This is a genomic window from Aquisphaera insulae (genome assembly GCF_011064615.1).
Classification (GTDB): Bacteria; Planctomycetota; Planctomycetia; order Isosphaerales; family Isosphaeraceae; genus Aquisphaera; species Aquisphaera insulae.
In genome coordinates this window covers 43,725-59,524 of record NZ_JAALJH010000029.1, presented here as the reverse complement: position 1 = coordinate 59,524, position 15,800 = coordinate 43,725, and the positions used below count along the sequence as shown (strand labels likewise).

The 15,800-nt window shown below is 71.4% G+C and carries 10 protein-coding genes; 5 read left to right on the top strand and 5 right to left on the bottom strand.

Annotated elements, in window-relative coordinates:
* The first annotated feature begins 50 nt into the window (after positions 1-50).
* Both G6O54_RS16910 and G6O54_RS38530 read left to right on the top strand, forming a co-directional pair.
* Complete coding sequence (locus G6O54_RS16910; protein WP_165226834.1) at positions 51-2,378, top strand: phosphoenolpyruvate--protein phosphotransferase; 2,328 nt, start codon at positions 51-53, stop codon at positions 2,376-2,378.
* A gap of 52 nt (positions 2,379-2,430) precedes the next feature.
* Positions 2,431-3,348, top strand: coding sequence for a hypothetical protein (locus G6O54_RS38530; protein ID WP_165226833.1), 918 nt, complete (start codon positions 2,431-2,433; stop codon positions 3,346-3,348).
* On the opposite strand, the gene G6O54_RS16900 is transcribed toward G6O54_RS38530, so the two are convergent.
* The 3 genes from G6O54_RS16900 to G6O54_RS16890 all read right to left on the bottom strand — a co-directional run bounded on the left by G6O54_RS16900 (position 3,300) and on the right by G6O54_RS16890 (position 10,035).
* Complete coding sequence (locus tag G6O54_RS16900) at positions 3,300-5,330, bottom strand: diguanylate cyclase (RefSeq protein WP_165226832.1); 2,031 nt, start codon at positions 5,328-5,330, stop codon at positions 3,300-3,302. The two genes, G6O54_RS38530 and G6O54_RS16900, sit on opposite strands and share 49 nt — an antisense overlap.
* 41 nt (positions 5,331-5,371) lie before the next feature.
* Positions 5,372-8,953, bottom strand: a complete 3,582-nt coding sequence (locus G6O54_RS16895; protein WP_165226831.1) for a response regulator — start codon at positions 8,951-8,953, stop codon at positions 5,372-5,374.
* A 245-nt stretch (positions 8,954-9,198) separates the two neighbouring features.
* Entirely contained in the window at positions 9,199-10,035 is an 837-nt protein-coding gene (locus G6O54_RS16890; RefSeq protein ID WP_165226830.1) for a response regulator, read from the bottom strand.
* Between the two features lie 533 nt (positions 10,036-10,568).
* On the opposite strand from G6O54_RS16890, the gene G6O54_RS16885 reads away from it, so the two are divergent.
* The 3 genes from G6O54_RS16885 to G6O54_RS16875 are packed head-to-tail and all read left to right on the top strand — an operon-like array spanning position 10,569 to position 13,146.
* Positions 10,569-11,300, top strand: a complete 732-nt coding sequence (locus G6O54_RS16885; protein WP_165226829.1) for a MotA/TolQ/ExbB proton channel family protein — start codon at positions 10,569-10,571, stop codon at positions 11,298-11,300.
* Positions 11,301-11,353: 53 nt separating this feature from the next.
* Positions 11,354-11,791 carry an ExbD/TolR family protein gene (locus tag G6O54_RS16880; protein WP_165226828.1) on the top strand — a complete coding sequence of 146 codons (438 nt, stop codon included), beginning with the start codon at positions 11,354-11,356 and terminating at the stop codon, positions 11,789-11,791.
* A gap of 29 nt (positions 11,792-11,820) precedes the next feature.
* Positions 11,821-13,146, top strand: a complete 1,326-nt coding sequence (locus tag G6O54_RS16875) for an ExbD/TolR family protein (protein ID WP_165226827.1) — start codon at positions 11,821-11,823, stop codon at positions 13,144-13,146.
* An 11-nt stretch (positions 13,147-13,157) separates the two neighbouring features.
* Here the strand turns inward: G6O54_RS16875 and G6O54_RS16870 are convergent, their stop codons facing one another.
* Positions 13,158-14,360, bottom strand: coding sequence for a DUF1501 domain-containing protein (locus G6O54_RS16870; RefSeq protein WP_165226826.1), 1,203 nt, complete (start codon positions 14,358-14,360; stop codon positions 13,158-13,160).
* A 41-nt stretch (positions 14,361-14,401) separates the two neighbouring features.
* A complete protein-coding gene (locus G6O54_RS16865) occupies positions 14,402-15,769 on the bottom strand; it encodes a DUF1800 domain-containing protein (RefSeq protein WP_165226825.1) in 1,368 nt (455 codons plus the stop codon).
* Between the last annotated feature and the right edge of the window lie 31 nt (positions 15,770-15,800).

The following is a 15,800-nucleotide window of genomic DNA, read 5'->3' as shown; positions in this document are numbered from 1 at the left end:
CGAGCCGGGCCGTAGCGATTTCAGACCGCGAGGAGCGTTGACCCAACGACATGGATCATTTCGCGGATACCGCCCTGGCACCGGCCCACGAGAGCTCCCTGCTGCTGACCCTGGAAGAAGTCAGCCAGTTGATCTCGCACTCGCACAATCCTCACGAGACGCTCGATAACATCGTCCGGCTGATCCAGAAGCGATTCGCGACGGACGTGGCCTCGGTCTACCTGATCGAGCCGGAATCGGGGGACCTGGTGCTGGCGGCGACGGTCGGGCTGGACGCCTCGAGCGTGGGCCGGGTGAGGATGAAGCTCTCCGAGGGGCTGACGGGACTGGTGGCCGAGCGGATGAGCCCGATCATGGAGGCGGACGCCTTCACGCATCATCGATTCAAGTATTTCCCCGAGGCCGGGGAGGATCCGTACCACTCCTTCCTGGGCGTGCCGGTCATCGAATCGGCGAGCATCCAGGGGGTGCTGGTGGTCCAGACCGCGGAGAGGCGGCCGTTCTCGCCCAACGAGATCCGGATGCTGATCACGGTCGGTTCGCAGCTCGCCCCGCTCGTCTCCGGGGCCCGGATGCTGGAGAGCGTGGCCGCCGCGCACGTGGACGAGGCCGCGGCGGACGCCGAGGACCGCGCCCGGCCGCCCCGGCGGCTCGACGGGCTCCCCCTGTCGCCGGGCTCGGGACTGGGGCGGGCCTATGTGATCGGCCAGAAGGCGGAGCCGGCGGCGGCCGCCGGTGCGACCGGCTGCGACCTCGCGGTCGAGGGCCAGCGGCTCCGCCGGGCCATGGACGCCGCCCGGGAAGAGATCACCCGGCTCAGCCGCAAGATTTCGCTGCTCGTCGGCGAGGATCACGGCGCGATCCTCCAGGCCCAGCTCATGATCCTCCAGGACAGCACGGTGGAGCGGGACCTGGCCGCCTGCCTCGGCCCCGACGCCTCCGCCGAGAGCGCCGTCGTCCGGACGCTCGACAAGTACATCGCCACCTTCCAGAAGCTCTCCAATCCGTATTTCCGGGAGCGGATCTTCGACATCAAGGACGTCTTCCGCCGGATCCTCTGGCACCTCCGCCCCACCGAGGACGAGGCGACGGACCAGCCCGGCGAGGGGCGGCTGATCCTGGTGGCCCATGAGGCGTCCGTGCTCGACCTCTTCGCGGTCGATCTCGATCACCTGGACGGTGTGGTCGTGGAGCACGGCGGGCCGCAGAGCCACGCCGTGATCATCGCCCGCAGCCTGGGGATCCCGATGGTCGGCCGGATCGAGGGCCTGCTGGACTGCGTGGAGGATGGTCAGCTCCTCCAGATCGACGGCACGGCCGGACGCATCGTCATCGACCCGTCGACGGACGAACGGGGCGAAGGGCCCGACGCGCGTGAACCCCGGAGCGACGTCGGCCTCAACGGCACCGCCCCACTGAACGGCGACCTCGGGGAACGGGGGCACGCGCGGCAGGACGCCGATCAGGGCCTTCCCGGCCTGCCCCGGGTGGAGGCCAATGTCAACCTCCTGAGCGAGGCCGCCAGGGTCTGCGCCTACGGCGCGCAGGGGGTGGGCCTGTATCGGTCGGAGATGCTCTTCCTGGCGCGGCGGACGCTGCCGACGGAGGAGGAGCAGTTCGAGATCTACCGCAAGCTGGTGGAGTCGCTCCACGGCCGTCCGGCGACGATCCGGACGTTCGACCTCCGGCCGGACAAGCTGGGGCAAGGCGCGGCCTCGAGCCAGTCCGCCGCGCAGAAGCTCGACTGGCGGCTCGTGCTCGAGTCCCCGATCTTGCAGCGGCTGTTCAAGGAGCAGGTCCGGGCCATCCTGCGAGCCGGCGCCTGCGGCCCGGTCCGGCTCCTGGTCCCCCTGGTGACGCGTCCGCGCCTGCTCGAGTTCGCACTCGAGACCGTGGAGGAGGCCCGCCGCGAGCTCCAGGCCGAGGGCCTGCCGTTCGACAGCCAGGTCCCGCTGGGGATGATGATCGAGGTGGCGGCGGTCGCCCCGATGGTCGAGGAATGGTCAAGTCGCGTCGATTTCGTGGCCCTGGGGACGAATGACCTGATCGCGTCGGCGATGGGGATTGGCCGGGAAGATCCGGTGGGTGCGCAGGAAGACGACTTGCTTCACCCGGGACTCGTGCGAATGATAGGAGAGATGATCGCCTCGGCCCATCGTGCCGGGCGTCCGGTCTCCGTCTGCGGCGAGATGGCCTCTCATCACGAAGGGGCCGTGGTCCTCGCCGCCCTCGGGGTGGATTCGCTGAGCATGGCGGTTGACCGCGTACCGGCCATCCGCCGGCTGCTCGCGAAGCGAGATCCGGGGAGCCTCTCGGCGATCGGCCGCGAGCTGCTCGAGGCGAGGACGGCGGAGCAAGTTCGCCGGCTCGTCTCCTGATCCGCGGCCAGGACTGACCTCGTCCCGAAACCGGCCCGTCCGGGGGTGAGCCATGAGTGCAACCAGGGTGACGCGTGCTGTCCGCTTCGCGGCGTTCCTCGCCGGCCTGATCGCCGCCACCGGGTCATCGGCCTGGGCCCAGGCCGTGGGGTTTGCACCGGGAGTAGGCGTCGCGCCCAGCGGCGCGATGCTCGGGGTGACGCCGGCGGTGGTGCCCCCCGGGACGTACGTCCGGATGGGGCTGAACGTGGGCTTCAACGAGGTCACCGGATTCACGACCGTGCCGATCCCGGCCGCGGTCAGCGGCGGCGGCGCGGCCAGCCCGGCCGCCCTCGGCGGGCTCCTCGGACGACTCGGCGGGAACGCCTCCGGAGCCATGGGAAATGGGGGGGCGGCCATCCTCAACGGCGGTCCATTCGGGACCATCGGCGCCGTCAGCGGCGTGGGCACCTACGGCGGCTTTGGGTACAATCTCGACCCCTTCAACTCGATGGCCGGCCTGAATACCTTCGGAGGCTATGCCGGTCCCGGCGCGGTCAACGGGTTCGGCGAGGTCCAGGGGTTCAATGCAGCCGGCAACTACGTCGGCGGGGGCGGCAACTTCGGGCCGATGCCCGGCTACGGCACCAACAATCGGGGCGGGGCGGGGCTCAACGGCGTCCCCGGCAATTTCATCGGCAGCCCGCTCGGCTCGAAGGGACGCAAGGCGGAGCTCCCCGCCGTGGGCCCGGAGGCCGAGGCGGGCCCGGCGTCCGGTGACCCCTTCCAGATGGCGCTCGAGTCCTCCCCTCAGGCCCGGACGGTCGACCCAGGCCAGGGCGACGGCACGGCGCCGCGGCGGCGGTATCCGGCGAGGGGCGGAGCGCGGGCCAGGGGCCGGACCTCCGCTCGAGCACCGGTCGAGAGCAAGTCGCACCGCGGTCAGGACGGGACATCACCTCCGGCCACCGCCACGCGATCGCGGCCCTGAGCCTTGGCCAGATAGAGCGCCGCGTCCACCCGTCGGAGGAGGTCCGTCCGGCCCTCGTCGGGGAGCGACTGGGCCACTCCGAAGCTTGCCGTCAGGAGGCGACTCCCCATCTCCGGGGGGGTCGCTTCGGGCGTCGCCCGACGCAGTCGCTCGGCAATCTGGGCCGCCGCCTGCACCCTCGTCCCGGGCAGGAGCACGATGAACTCCTCCCCCCCGAACCGGGCGACCAGGTCCAGCGGCCGGGACTGCAAGCGAAGGACCGAGGCGAAACGGGTGAGCGCGATGTCTCCGACCTCATGACCGAACGTATCGTTGACCAGCTTGAAATGGTCGAGATCGGCCATGATCAGGGAGAATGGACTCCCCGATCGGCGGGCATTCTCGAGCTGGGCGGCCAGCGCCGGATCGAAGTAGCGGCGATTGGCCACCCCGGTCAAGGGGTCGCGGTCCGCCGCTTCGCGGACCTGGCGGAAGGCACTCTCCACCATGAGGCTGGAGGTGGCGTCGGTGAATACCTGGGCGGCCCCGAGGACCGCGCCCCCCTCGCCCAGGACGGGGAGGGATCGAACGTCCACGGAGATCCTGCGGCCGTCCTTGTGACGGAGGAAGGCGCGCTCCTGCGTGGTGGACTTGTCGGTGATCGCCTTGAGCAGCGGGCAGCCTCGATCGCAGAGCTGGCAGCCATCCTGGGCCTGGTGATCGAGGAGCCCGTCGCTGCATCGCCGGCCGATGACCTCGGCGGCCGAGTATCCCGTGAGCCGTTCGGCGGCCTCGTTCCAGTAGACGATGTGACGCGACCGATCGACGTAGAAGACGGCGTTGTGGAGCTGGTCGAGGAGCCGCCGCGCGAAGTCCGACTCGTTCGTCCGATTCCCCGTCCCGGCACCGACCCGGACCGGCGGGGCTGACGACGTCGCGGGCCGTTCGCCCGCCGGGTCGGTGCACGTCGCGGCGGCCTCCACCGGCGGCGTTGACGGCGGATCGGCCTCGATCGCCGTAGGCATCGGCGGCATCGCGTCGATGTGACGCCGCTTCACGAGGGTCACCTGGTTGCCCGCCCGGTTGAAGTAGACCTCGTCCATGAACGACTTCATGAGCAGGAGCCCGCGGCCGCTGCACCGAAGCAGGTCCTCCGGCTCGATCGTCCGGCTGCCCCGCGAGGTGTCGAATCCCGGGCCCTCGTCCCGGATGACGAACGTCGAGCGGTCCGGGTCGTGGGCGACTTCCAGCCGGACCGAGCGATCGCGGTACGGGGCCTCGCTCGCTCGCCTCCGCACCTCGGCCTCGAAGCGGCGTTCACCGCCGTCGCGGAGCTCGGAGCTGACCTCCAGGTTGCCGTGGCAGATGGCGTTGCGGAGGGCCTCGTCGATGGCGATGATCACTCGCATCAGCTCGGCGGAATCCCACCGTGCGAGCCGGACCAGGTCCTCGCGGAGGATCTCCAGCATCGCCGGCACGAGGTCCAGGTCGTTGCCGATCGCATAGGTGGATTCCTGCCGCGAGAGGGCCTGCAGGCAGGCCCGCCGCCGATGCCCCGCGGCCGCGGTGCGGAGGGGCCGGGAGAGGACCGATTGCAGCTCCTGGGCGAGCTTGTTCTTGAGCACGTAATCGGACGCCCCGACCCGCAGGGCCTCCATCGCGGCGCGCTCGCTGCCGTGGGCGGTCATCAGGATCACGGGGATCTCGGCGTGCTCGCGGCGGATCGCCCGGACCAGCTCCAGGCCGTCCATGCCCTCCATCTGGAGGTCGGTCAGGACCACCGAGATCGCGTGATCGGCCAGCCGATCCATCGCCTCGAGCCCGTTGGCGGCGAAGACGGCCCGGCACCTCGGATCTCGTTCGACCAGCCTGCCCACGCGGAGCCGATCGACCGGGTTGTCGTCCACCACCAGGATGCGGACCAACGGCGGCCGCTCGACGGTTGGATTCTGTGCCGCCCCCATCCCCACCACGTCCGCCGACGGCTCGGCAACTGCATTCATCGGGAATCTACCCCTTGTGCGCTACTTAAATAGGAATACGACTATCGGAAGTCCATGGCCCCTGCCGCCGCGGGCTCGGCCTCGCACCCGACCTCGCGGCGGATCTCGTCGAGGAGGGCCTCGAGGGTCGCCGCGATCCCCGGGAGGCGGCCCCGGGCCTCCTGAAGGCGGCCCTCCTTGCAGAGCGATTCCAGGCCCTCCAGCGGGGCGAGCGACCGCCGCGAGAGGCAGAAGCCGACCGAGCCCTTGAGCGTGTGGAGGCAGCGGGCCGCCTCCGCCGTGTCGCCGGCGGCGAGGGCATCGCCGGCCCGCTCGAGCTGCTCCGGGGCGCGGTCGACGATCATCCGCAGGAGGTCCCGCAGCAGGTCCTCGTCGCCGCCGGCCTGCTCGAGCGCCGTGGGGCGATCGAAGAGCCGCGGGGCGGCGTCCGGCGGCGGGCGGTCGTCCCGCGGCGCGACGCCGAGCAGGGCCGTCAGCTCGGGGACGCGGATCGGCTTGGAGAGGTATCCGTTGAATCCGGCGCCAAGGCAACGCTCCCGGTCCCCGCCCATGGCGTGGGCCGTCAGGGCCACGACCGGGATGCCGCCCGCCCGATGGCCCTCGATCTCTCGGATCGCCGCCAGGGCCTGGAATCCGTCCATGCCCGGCATCTGGATGTCCATCAGCACGAGGTCGAAGCCCCCCTCGCGGAACCGCTCGACGGCCGCCTCGCCGTCATCCGCCACGACGGCGACGTGGCCGTGCCGGACGATCAGCTCCAGCAGGACCCGCTGGTTGACCGGGTTGTCCTCCGCCACCAGGATCCGCTTGACGCGACCGCCCGGCCGCCCGGCGACGGCCACCGCCGCCCCGACGTCGGGGCCGACGCCCGCGGCGGGGGACTCCGCCTCGATGGTCCCCAGGATCGCTCGCCGCAGGTCCGCCTGGCGGACCGGCTTGGACAGGATCGACCGGATCCCGAGCTGGCGCAGCGGCACGTCGACGCTCAGGTCCCCTTCGGAGGTGAGGACGATGAGGGGGAGGTCCGCCCCGCCCGGCCGCTCCCGGATCCGCCGGGCCAGCTCCACGCCGTTCATGCCGGGCATGAGGAGGTCCAGGAGGGCGGCCGCGAACGGAGGCTCGCCGCACGCGGAGGCCCCCAGGAACTCCAGCGCCTCGGCACCGCTCCCCGCCAGGGTCGGGATGGACCGCCACGATCGGAGGACCTCGTCGAGGATCCGCCGGTTCGTGGCGTTGTCGTCCACCACCAGGATCCGCCTGCCGGCGAGGTCGTCCGGGCTCCCCGTCGATGCCGGATCGATGACGTCCTCGGTCCGGCCCAGGCGGACGGTGAAGCGAAAGGTGCTGCCGAGCCCGGGCCGACTCTCCACCGCGATCTTCCCGCCCATCAGCTCGATCAACTGGCTCGAGATCGCCAGTCCCAGGCCGGTGCCGCCGAATCGCCGGGTCGTCGTGCCGTCGGCCTGCTCGAAGGGCTCGAAGATCCGCGCCTGCTTCTCCTCGGGGATGCCCACCCCGGTGTCGGTCACCGCGACGGCGAGGTGGAGCGCCTCGGCATCCGCCTTGCCGGCCTCCTCTTCCACCGTGACCAGGACCTCGCCCCGTTCCGTGAACTTGATGGCGTTCCCGACCAGGTTGATGAGGATCTGCTGGAAGCGATGGGGGTCGCCGACCACCGTCATCGGCAGCCCCGGACAGACCCGGCAGGCGAGCTCCAGCCCCTTGGCATGGGCCCGCTCCGCGAGGATTCGGAGCGTCCCCTCCACCGTCTCACGGAGCGGGAAGGGTGACGGGTCCAGGACCAGCTTCTTGGCCTCCACCTTGGAGAAATCGAGGATGTCGTTGATCACGGTGAGCAGCGACTCGGCCGAGTGCTTCACGATCTCGATGTACTCGCGCTGGCGGGGGTCCAGCCGGGTGTCCAGGACCAGCTCGGTCATGCCGATCACGCCGTTCATCGGCGTCCGGATCTCGTGGCTCATGTTGGCGAGGAACTCGCTCTTGGCCCGGTTGGCCGACTCGGCGAGGAGCTTCGCCGCGTTGAGGTTGGCGATCAGTCGGATCCGGGTCAGGCCCAGGGCCAGCTCGCCGGCCGCCATCTCCAGGGCGGAGAGCGCCGCGGGGGAGAGAGCGCGGCCGGACGCGACGGTCAGCACCCCCCGGAGGATCCCGTCGGAGACCATGGGCAGGCCGACGATCCCCTCGCCCGTCGCGGGCCGCCGGTCGCCGGAGCCGTCCATCCCGGGCCAGGATAGCTCGCCGGCAAGCGCCTGGAGCATGGCCTCCGCGGAGGGACGGGAGGTTGGCGTCCCGACGTAGGCGTCCCCCTCGAAGCCCCGCTCTCGCGTCGAGGAGACTCGGTCCACGAGCCGGACCTCGGCGGCCCGGGCCCGAGCCTGGTTCGCGTCTCCCGAGGGCATCGGACGGCCGGACGCCTCCTCCACCAGCCAGAATCGGGCCCGCGAGTCCAGGTGCTTCGAGAGGATGGCCGCGGAGCCCTGGAGCAGCCCCTCGGCGGACGGCTCTCGGGTCAGGACACCGCCGAGCTCCGCCAGCATCAGGGACAGCCGGGCCCGCTCCATCAACTGGGCCTCGTACCACTTCCGGGCGCTGAGATCGCTCATGACCCCCACGACGTGGCGCCGCCCTTCCAGCCGGAAGGCGGACATGCTCAGCTCGACCGGGATCTCGCGGCCGTCCCGATGGAGGACGGCCAGCTCGATCATGGCGCCGTCACCGTCCCCCGACGCGCCCTCCAGCGGCGCCGGCAGTGCGGCGCGGTAGGCGTCGCGGAGGCCGGCGGGGATCAGGCGTTCCTGGAGGTCCGCGCCCACCGCCTCCTCGCGGCCGAAGCCCAGGGTCCGCGTCGCCGCGTCGTTCCAGTAGGTGATCCGGCCGGCGTCATCGGTCAGCACGATCGGCTGGAGCGCGGCCTGGGTGATGCCGCGGAACTTCTCCTCCGACGCCCGGGTCCGATCGGCGATCCGCGCCTCGTGGTGGAGATGCCGCCAGAGGAGGACGATGCCGATGAGGACGAGCGACACCAGCGCGGTGGCCAGCACCTCCTCCCGGGCCGCTCCCCCGACCCCGTCGTCCACGTCGCTCCGCACGCTGACGATCGCCGCCGACCGCCCCGGCAGCCGGAGCGGGGCGTAGGCGACGAAGGCACTGGACCCGTTCGGCCCGGAGAACGGCCCGCGCATGACGCTGGCATTGAGGTCGAAGAGGGAGCCGAGGGTGCCGTCGGTCTCGCCCAGGATCGCGGCCCGGAAGGCCCCGCCGGGCCCCTCCTCCGAGCTGGCCAGGGAGGTCACGACGCCGGCCTCGCGGCGGAGGATGTCGATCCGACACGATCCGTCGTAGATCGACCGCACGGTCCGCAGCCGCTCTCGGACGCGTTTCAGGTTCAGGTCGGCCGCCGAGGCGCGGTCGTCCCGGTCACGCTCGCCCGGCCGCGCGACCTGGGCGGGATCGATCAGGATGGCGAGCGACTCCGCCAGCCCCTGGATCTCGCGCCGACGACGACGCCCGTCCGCGTCCCGGACGTCGACGAGGAACAGCATCCCCCCCACGAGCGAGGCCGCCAGGAGGAATGTCATCCGATAGGTCAAACGCCTGTCCATCGTTCGCACCGCCTGGATCGTCGGATCGGGACAGGCCGGCACCCCTGCGCGCGACGCCTCGCCGCGGCGGCGGGCGCGCACGTTCGATGCCACCCCACTGTCGGGGGACGGACCATCGCCTCCCATGCCGCGTGATCCGGACCAGGCCGTCGTCGCCGGTGCGCGTGATCCCGCGGCACCAGAACCCTAGGTCACGACTCGGCCGGCCGCCCGGGAAATCTGCGAGGCGGCCCCGAGGGCGGCGTTCAGGACGACTCGAGGAACCGCTTGATGAGCGTGACCTCGTTGCCCTTCTTGTTGTAGTGGAACTCGTCGACGAGCCCCCGGGCCAGCATGATGCCGAAGCCCCCCTCCCGCTTCCCCATCTCGTTGCGGATCTCGACGTGGCCGATGGGATCCTCGTCGGAGGCGGCGTGGGGGAGATTCCTGGGGTCGAAGCCCGGCCCCTGGTCCTGGATGATCAGGGTGATCTTCTCGGCGTCGATCCGGTAGGTGATCCGCAGGACGAGCTCGGCGTTCTTGTTGTGGCCCCACTCGATCGCGTTGCCCCCCATCTCCATGATCGCCTGCTTCAGGTCCTTCACCTGACGCTCGGTCAGCGGCGTGTGGGCGAACATGTCCGCGAGCATGTCCTGGGCCTGCTGGAGGTAGGTCAGCTCGCTGCGGATGTCGAAGTTGATCTCCCCCCGGGTCCCGCGATTCAGGTGCTCGTCGTGCCAGGCCAGGGCCTCGTCGATGGCCGCATAGAGCTGCGCCGGGGAGAACGGCTTGTGGAGATAGCCGTTGGCCCCGACCCGGACCCCCGTGAGCTGATGGTCCTCGTTGTGCAGCGCCGTGACCATCACGATGGGGATCAGGTTGGTCTCGCGGTGCCGCTTCAGCTTGTCGCAGACCGCGAAGCCGTCCATGTCCGGCAGCATGAGGTCCAGGAGGATGATGTCCGGCTTCTTCTCCGCCACCGCGGCCCAGACGCGGCTACCCGAATAGACCTGGATCGGTTCGAATTCGCGAGCCCGAACGAGACTGGCCAAGATGTCGTTGGTGTCGCGCTCGTCATCGACGATCAAAACGGTCCGTGGCATGGGCAGAACTCGATGGAACTTCGAAGGCTCAATCGGCGCTCGTCTGTCGCCACGAAGAATAACGTGGGCCTGGCCATTCTCACGCGCCCGGGCGAGCCTGGCAAGGGATTGGAAGCGATCGGCTCCCCCCGCGCGGGCGTGTCGGCAGCCCGCAAACTGCGGCGCCGCCCCCCGCGGTGTGCTTCGCCCGGGCATCGGCCGCACCGGAGCCGGCGCGAGTCGATCCGGAGGGGACCACGAGACGTCCTCGAATGATTTCAGTGTAGCGCCCTCGTCGCTCGTCTGTCCACCCCTCCGCCGAGCGGCCCTCCGGCCGGGTCCCACGGAACCCGACGGCACGGGCCGTCGCCGGGGGGCGAATCGAGCCCAGGGCTCGGCCGGGCCCGCGACCGATCCGCCCGCGCCAAGCGGGACGGCTCGTCGCCGTAACCCTTGCGAGAGTCGCGCCCCGCTCGCAAGAATAAAGGCCGCGGACGGCCCCGAGGGTCCGTCCCAGACTCTCTTCGCGATGCGTCGCACTGGATTCTCGCCCCATGAATCTGACCATCCGAATCATCGATTCCTTCGGCTATGCCATCTACGGAGCCCTCGCCCTGCTGGCGGTCTGGGGGGTCTACAACGGGATCCTCCTCTACCGGACGCTCGGCAAGAAGACGCTCGCCGACCCTCGCCCCCTGATCTCGCAGGTGCAAGAACTCTGCCAGGCTCGCAAGTTCGACGCCGCGATCTCCGTCTGCCAGAGCCCCGCGTACTGGCACAAGGCCCTCGCCCAGCTCCTGGCCGTGGCCCTGCAGAATCGGGACAAGGGCCTGGCCAAGATCCGCCAGCTCGTGGTCAGCGAATTCCACACCGAGGTCATCGCCGGCATGGAGAACCGGCTGGCGAGCATCTCCACGATCGTCCGGATGGGCCCGCTCCTGGGGCTGCTGGGCACGGTCGCCAGCATGATCGCCGCCTTCAGCCGGATCGGCGGGGCGGAGCAGGTGAACCCCCGCCAGCTCGCCTCGGACATCAGCCTGGCGCTCTGGGCCACCGGCGCGGGGCTGCTGATCGCCAACCCGATGATGCTCATCGGCAACGACGTCCACGCGCGGCTACGCCGCCTTCGTGACCGGACCGAGCGGCAGCTCCAGGACGTGCTCGAGATCCTCGAGCCGGCCGACCGCAACGGGGCGGCGATGCCGCCGGCCCAGGCCACGGCGACGCAGCCGGCCCGGGGCGGGAGGCATGAGCCGGGGCCGTCGCGCACGGGCTCCTCGCGGTGACCCCGACGACGACGGACGCGACCTGACAACACCACCAGACTGGCCCGACCGACATGCTCCTCCGCCGCGAAGCGACCGAAGAACGCGACGAACACATCGACATGACCCCGATGGTCGACGTGGTCTTCCAGCTCATGACGTTCATGCTCTTCTCCGTCCAGATGACCGGCGGCGAGAAGGTGGACGTCCCCCCCGCCCGCCACGGCGTGGGCGTGGCCGAGTCCCAGGCGATCTTCCTCACGTTGCTGAAGCCCGCCGCGCCCGGCGGCGAGGCCCGGCTGCTCCTGGGCCACGGAGAGGGGCCCGTCATCGGCCTGGACCAGGCCCGCAAGGCCGCGGCCGACGCCGTCCGCGACGGCCGCCGCAAGGTCATCCTCCAGGCCGACGGCGACGTCCCCCACGGCGAGGTCCTCAAGGTCGCCGCCGCCGTCTCCGAGGTCGAGGGGGTCACCATCCACGTCGGCGTCCAGGAGCCCCTCGGCTCGAAGTGACCGGCCGGGTCCATGCGGAGGCAGCCACCGTGGCGAACTGGGACGTCTTCCACGCCGATCGGCTCGAGCTCCAGCGGGATCTCGACGACGAGTCCATCCGCGCCGCCTTCGCCCGCGGCGAGCTCCGCGACGACGACCTGGTCCGCCCCGCGGGGACCCCCACGCCGTGGGCGCGGCTCGCCGACTTCCCCGAGCTGCTCGCCCCGCCCGCCGCACCGACGCCACCGCCGGACTTCGAGGAGATCCAGCCCGGATTCGAGTCCGAGCCCCCCGCCTCGCCGCCTCCGCCCCGGCAGCCGACCGAGATCCCCGACGCCTCCACCTCGGATGTCGCCTTCCCGGTCCTCGACCAGGAGATCACCGCGCCGCCTCCCTCGGCCCCGCCCCCCGCGGACGACCGTCGCGCCGTCGCCGCCGCCACCGGCTGGATCTGGCACGACGACGATGCGGACGAGGATGACGACCTCGACGACTCGGAGCTGGAGGAAGACGACGCCGGGGACGAATCGGACCTCGAGATCCTCGCCGACGAGGCGGACCTGGCGGACCTGGACGAGGTCCCGCGACGGCCCGCGATCCCCGCGCCCCCCCCTGCCCCGACCCGCGAGGCCCCGGCCCCGATCGACCTCGACGCGCCGCCGGATCTCGGCCCGGATGACCTCGATCCCGACTTCGGACGGCGTCGCCGGTCGGACGGGGGCGAGGTCGGCTCCAGCTCCAGCCGGTTGGCACTCCCGGTCGTGGCGTCCCGGGACCGCGACCACCTGGTGGCAGCCCCGCCCGACGACGACGGGGACGATGAAGAGGAGGGAGCGAGCTTCTCCCTCACCAGGTCGGCGCCCCAGAAGATCGAGGAGCTGGACCTGGCCCCGATGGTGGACGTCGCCTTCCAGCTCGTCCTCTTCTTCATGGTCACGGCGACCACGGTCCTGTACAAGACGCTCGAGATCCCCAAGCCCTCGGCCGACTCGCCGGCCCCCGCGGTGGCCCAGGGCCGATCGCGGTCGCTCGACGACCTCAAGGACTCCTACATCCTCGTCGAGATCGACGCCGCCGGGGCCATGAAGCTCGACCGCGCGCCGATCGAGGCCAATCGCGAGCAGCTCATCGAGCTCCTCCGCCGCGCCCGCGAGAAGACGGACCGCAAGGCGATGCTCCTCTCCGCGGACTTCTCCACCATGCACCGCAACGCGGTCCTCGCCTACGACGCCGCCAACGAGATCGGCCTGAGCATCGCCATCGCCAAGCCGGCGGCCCCGCAGGGCCCGGCGCCGACCTTGCAGCCGGGCGGGCCTCGTCCGGCAGGCCCCTCGCCGAAGGGGGATCCGTCCGGCAGGCCCCGCGCCACCGGTTGATCGTGCCGGATTCAGATCACGGCGAGCGGCTCGAACGTCCCGCCGAGGATGCCGGCGGACGGCACCCCCAGCCACCGATCCAGGATGGTGGCGTAGATGCGGCGGAAATCGATCGTCCAGATGAGGTCGCCGTCGCGAAGCTCGCCGAGACGGGGCGTCCGGCCGATCAGGCCCGGCTTGACGGCGGGCCCGGCGAGGATGACCGGCCCGGCCGTGCCGTGGTCCGTGCCCAGGGAACCGTTCTCCTCCGGCCGGCGGCCGAACTCGCTGAAGGCCAGCACCAGGACGCGGTCCGCAAGGCCCGCGGCGGCCAGGTCGTCGAGGAACGCCCTGAGGGCGCCGGCAAGCTCGTCGAGGAGCCTGGCGTGCGTCGCCAACTGGACCGAGTGGGTGTCGTAACCGGGCTGGATCGCGTAGAAGACGCGCGCCGGCGAGCCCGCCTTGAGCGACCGCGAAATCAGCTCCAGCCGCTGCGCCAAGCTCGTCGCGGGATAGCGGACGGTCCCCTCCTTCCCCCGCCCCGCGGCGGCCTCGAGCTCGGCGGCCGTGGCATAGGCCGAGGTGACCGTCCGATGCACGAACGCGTCCAGGTCGTCGCCGGCCGGTCCGATGCTGGCGGAGGTCGGGACCGGCAACGCCAGGGCCAGGTCGGACGCATCGGCGAACGACGTCGCCTGGGCCCGCCGGGACCAGAGGGCTCGCGGCAGCGCCTGGTCGCCGACGAGGACCGCGGACGGTCCGCCGGCACGCGGGCGATGCTCCGCGACGGCCGCATCGAGTGCACGGCCCAGCCAGCCGACCGATTCCTCGCGGGCGCTCGCGCGGTCCGGACGCGCGGTCTGCCAGATGGCCATGCTCTCGAAGTGGGATCGATCGGGGTTCGGATAGCCGACCCCCTGGACGATCGCCAGACGGTGCGACTCCATCAGGTCCGCCGCGGGCTTCAGGGCCCGATGCAGGCCGACGCCGTCGGCGACCTTGCAGAGCGAGTCCGCCGGCAGCCTCAGCCCCTTGCGGAGCTTGCCGTACGCCTCATCCCCGAACGGCACGACGGTATTGATGCCGTCGTTGCCGCCGTCGAGCTGGATCACCACCAGCACCCGGCCGTCCACCTCCGCCGCGGCGGCCAGGCCCGTCCGCGCCAGGAACGCGGGCACCGCCGGGGACAGCGAGAGGAATGCCGACCGCCGGATCAGGTCTCGTCGCGTGAGCATCTTGTTCTCCCTCGAGCGATGTCTTCAGACCTTCCGCCTCGTCAATCAACCTGCAATTCCGCCCCGGCCAGGAGCATCGCCACGGCCCGATTGAGCCGCGATGCTTCCGAGCCCGAGGCCCCGGCCGCGTGCCAGATCCGATCCGTCGCGGCCGGATCGGGAGGACGTCCCCCCAGCAGCTCCGAGAGATGCCCGAACGCCTCGCGGTCTCCTCCGGGACGGCCATGCCGCGCAGCCAGGCTGCGGAGGTCCGGGACGGACGGCGAGGGATTCAGGTGCCCGTCCGCGAGCGCCGCGGCGAAGTTCGCCCGGGCCACGACGCCCCGCCCGGTCAGCCAGGCGCGGCCGCCCGGCCAGCCGCCGACATTCGGCGGGAAGAAGAGGTCCTGGCCCATCCGGACCAGCCACTCCGCCAGCAGCAGGGTGCTCGGGGGCGGGTCGAATCGCTCCAGGGCCCGCACCGTGCCGACGACGAAGCCGATCGGGTCAACCACCTTCGCGTGCAGGTTCCGCGGCGAGAAAAAGAGCCTCGACCGGAGGACCGTCGCGACGCCGCGCCCGACGTGCAGGCCGTCGGCCCGGAGGATCGCGGCGAGCTCGGCTCGCGCGGGGGGATCCGCCACCCCCTCGCCGAGGAAGGTCGCGCAGAGCCGCCAGGCCAGGCGGTCCGCCGCGGCAGGCTGCGCGACCAGGTGATCGACGAGGGCCTCGCCGTCGAACCGATCCGTCCTGCCGAGGATCGTCTTCGTGCCCTCGTCGCGGTCCATGTCGCGGACGCGGAAGGCCCCCTGGATCACGGTCCGGCCCGTGAGGGCCCGGGCGGCCTCCTTCACGTCGACCTCGGTGTAATTGCCCACGCCCAGGACGAACAGCTCCATCAGCTCGCGGGCGAGGTTCTCATTCGGCTTCCCCTTCTTGTTGGATGGCGCGTCCAGCCAGACCAGGAGGGCCGGATCCTTCGCCATCGCGCGGACGAGGTCGGCGAACGGCCCGCGGGCGAGTCGCCGCAGCGTCTCGTTCTGGGCCTTCATCGCCGCCACGTCCTCGACCTTGAGCTGGCTGGTGGCGAAGTGGTCGTGTCCCATCAGCGTCAGGCGCTCGCCCAGCGGGTCGGGCGTGAACAGGCATCGATAGATCCACCAGGCCTGGAGCCGGTGCGGATCCGACGAGCCGGCCGCCGCGTCGCCGATCAGGGCGGCCACGCGGTCGAATTCCGCCGGGACGCCGTCCCTGCGGCACTCTCCCGCGAGCACCCGATCCACGGCCGGCCCGGGTCCGTCGGCGACGTCCCGTCGCAGCTCTCCCCACGTCGCCGCGAACCCGGCGCGCCGGCGGAGCGTCCAGGCCCGCTCGAAGGTCCAGGGGGCCGAGGGGTCCGGTCGGTACGGTTCCCAGGGCGAGGTCTTCATGCGTCGGTTCCTCCTCCCGCTGCTCCCGCTC